3 protein-coding genes are annotated in these 2,659 nt (G+C 43.4%); 2 read left to right on the top strand and 1 reads right to left on the bottom strand.

Going from position 1 to position 2,659, the window contains the following annotated elements:
• Nucleotides 1–227 precede the first annotated feature (227 nt).
• The gene (gene glp / locus JGK39_RS16870; protein WP_293258839.1) at nt 228–1,499 is read right to left on the bottom strand and encodes a gephyrin-like molybdotransferase Glp; all 1,272 of its coding nucleotides are present in this window, start codon (nt 1,497–1,499) and stop codon (nt 228–230) included.
• 112 nt (nt 1,500–1,611) lie between these two features.
• On the opposite strand from glp, the gene JGK39_RS16865 reads away from it, so the two are divergent.
• The gene (locus tag JGK39_RS16865; protein ID WP_293258837.1) at nt 1,612–2,235 is read left to right on the top strand and encodes a hypothetical protein; all 624 of its coding nucleotides are present in this window, start codon (nt 1,612–1,614) and stop codon (nt 2,233–2,235) included.
• Nucleotides 2,236–2,377: 142 nt separating this feature from the next.
• Nucleotides 2,378–2,659 (top strand): Uma2 family endonuclease (locus JGK39_RS16860; protein WP_293258835.1); only part of this gene is annotated, 282 nt, incomplete at its 3' end.

Here is a 2,659-nt window from a genome sequence, read left to right as displayed (position 1 = left end):
TTGGGAATGGGTAGGTTCTAAACAATAACAAATAACTAATAATCGTCTTCAAAAATTAAAATTCTCATTGTTAATTGGGAATGGGGAATGGGGAATGGGAAATTGGGAATGAGGAATTGGGAATGGGTAGGTTCTAAACAATAACAAATAACTAATAACTGCTGCCAACTGCCAACTGCCAACTGCCAACTGCCAACTGCCAACTGCCAACTGACAACTGTCAACTGTCAACTAACTTTTAAAACTTCAACGAATTCGCCAGGCCAAATCCAGGTTTCCGATGCGGGCAAAACTGCTAAACCAGTCGTATTTGCGAGGTTAATTAAATTTGCTGAATTTTGGCTGCCGCTAGCAGGTTCAAATTCCCAGAATCCGGCAACTAAATGTAGTTTACCCCAAACATAAGTTTCGCGCTTGCCGTGCGATCGCAATTCAACATCACATCGAGCCCGCACAAACTCCGGCCCCCAAGCATCCGCGCCCAGCCCAGACATCTTTCGCAAAGCAGGCACAACAAAGCGCCAACAGCAGACTAAAGCTGAAACTGGATTTCCCGGCAAACCAAAATAGAGACAATCTGAACTCAAAATCGGCGAATCTGATTTTTTTTCATCTCGTTTAAAGGCAGCAACAGTCAAAGGTTTTCCCGGCTTAATCGCCACAGAACTAATGTGAATTCTTCCTTGCAACTCCGCCAATATTTTCTCAATATAATCGTAATCTCCTACCGATACGCCGCCCGTAGAAATCACCACATCTGCTATCAAAATAGCCTGAGCGATTGCCTTTGTTAAGGCATCTTTACAGTCAGGAACAATCCCCAATCGAATCGGTTCAAATCCCATTTGAGTTAACAACACTGTCAAAGCATATTGATTTGAATCTACCAGTTTACCGTAAGTCAAAGTTTTGTCTGGCGATACCAATTCGTCACCACTAGAAAAAATTGCCACCCGCAAACGCCGATAAACGGGAACTTGAATGCACTGTGCAGTTGCTAATACCGCCATTTCGGGCGCTTTGATAACTGTACCGGGAGTTAGTAAAGTTGTTCCTGCTTGATAAAAAGCGCCTTTGTGCCTGACAAATGCTTGCGGTTTTTCAGGAGAAACTAAGATAAAAATGCGATCGCCCTCACGCCTCGTTTCTTCCTGCATTACCACCGTATCAGCACCATCCGGCATCATCGCGCCCGTAAAAATTCGGGCTGCTTGACCCGATTGTAGCGCAGTTTGAGGCGGATATCCCGCTGGAATCTCCTCAACTACTTCAAGTACCGCCGGTTTTTCGGGGCTGCAATTTTCCACATCAGCAAACCGCACGGCATAGCCATCCATTGCCGAATTGTCCCAATAGGGAAAATCGAGGGAACCAGTGACGGGTGCAGCCAAAATGCGCCCCGATGCTGCCAGCAAGTCTACAATTTCTACATCCCGCTGACTGTCGAGGGGTTGCGCCAAATTTAGAACGATCGATTCTGCTTCTTTTACGGACAGCATCAGTGTTACCCAGTTTAACAAGTCTCTTCTTAGTTTAGCAAATCAGCAGCTATAGTGGAAATGTATTTTTTGATTTGTCTGCGGTAAACCGTCCTTTTGTCGTTTCTCGCTTATGACTATTTTTCGCTCAGCTTTGCGGCTCAATTGTTTATCTCTATTGCTGGTGGGATTTCTGATTGTCTTGACTCAAATTTCAGGCTTGCAAGTCAGCGATTTATTCTTTCACCCTTTTTTCTCCCCCAATCCCAATGTCGCCTTGTTAACTCGCACATTTCAAGTATTGTGTGCTGTACCAGTCATTGTTTGTAGCTTTAGCTATGGATTGGCTAAAACTATGCAACTGCGCCCTACGGAAACTCGATTTATTCTGTTCTCTGCTTTGTTGACAGGGGCATTTCTGCTCAATGAAATTTACAGGATTCATCTATATATTAGCGCCTTGGGAATTCCCAAGTTAGGAGTTAGTTTGCTCTACGCTATATTTGTGTTCTCCTACGGATGGTTTTTTCGGCGGGAACTACAGTCTACTCCCTACAAAATCTTGTTGGCTGGATTGGGATTGTTGTTTTTTGCGATCGGCATGGACGCGCTGAAGTTGGAAGGCAAGATCTTAGCTAGTTTATTAGAAGGGGTTCCTAAGTTATTGAGCGAAATCAACATTGCATTTTATTACTGCTATGTCTGCAAATCTTTCCTGGAAAAAGATTTTCACAACAAGATGAACACGTTATTATAACTTTGTGATATAATGCTAGCACAAGTGTATCATAAAATCTTCCCGCTTCAAAAATAGCAATCCCAGTTGAGAATTTACACAACCTGCATCGATCGGCATTTATCTGCGATTAAAACACTCACAATGCAGCCTCTAAAATACCATGCTAGCAGTTACCATCAACTTTAATGCGATCGCCCAAATCACCGACGACCAATTTTATCAACTGTGTCGCCAAAACCCCGATGTCAAATTTGAACGCAACGCCCGAGGAGAAATAACCGTCATGTCGCCCACAGGAGGAGAAACCGGAAATTACAATTCAGAAATAAATGCAGATTTTGTGATTTGGAACAGACGAACTAAACTGGGAGTTTGTTTCGATTCTTCAACTTGTTTCAGACTACCAAACGGTGCAAATCGTTCTCCCGATGTTTCTTGGATA

It is taken from the genome of Microcoleus sp. PH2017_12_PCY_D_A, assembly GCF_020738565.1.
GTDB lineage: Bacteria > Cyanobacteriota > Cyanobacteriia > Cyanobacteriales > Microcoleaceae > Microcoleus.
This window is presented reverse-complemented; position numbering and strand designations above follow the sequence as displayed.

What these genes read in the sequence shown, in the direction of transcription:
- glp (WP_293258839.1), bottom strand. Translation starts at nt 1,499, where the DNA reads ATGCTGTCCGTAAAAGAAGCAGAATCGATCGTTCTAAATTTGGCGCAA.
- JGK39_RS16865 (WP_293258837.1), top strand. Translation starts at nt 1,612, where the DNA reads ATGACTATTTTTCGCTCAGCTTTGCGGCTCAATTGTTTATCTCTATTG.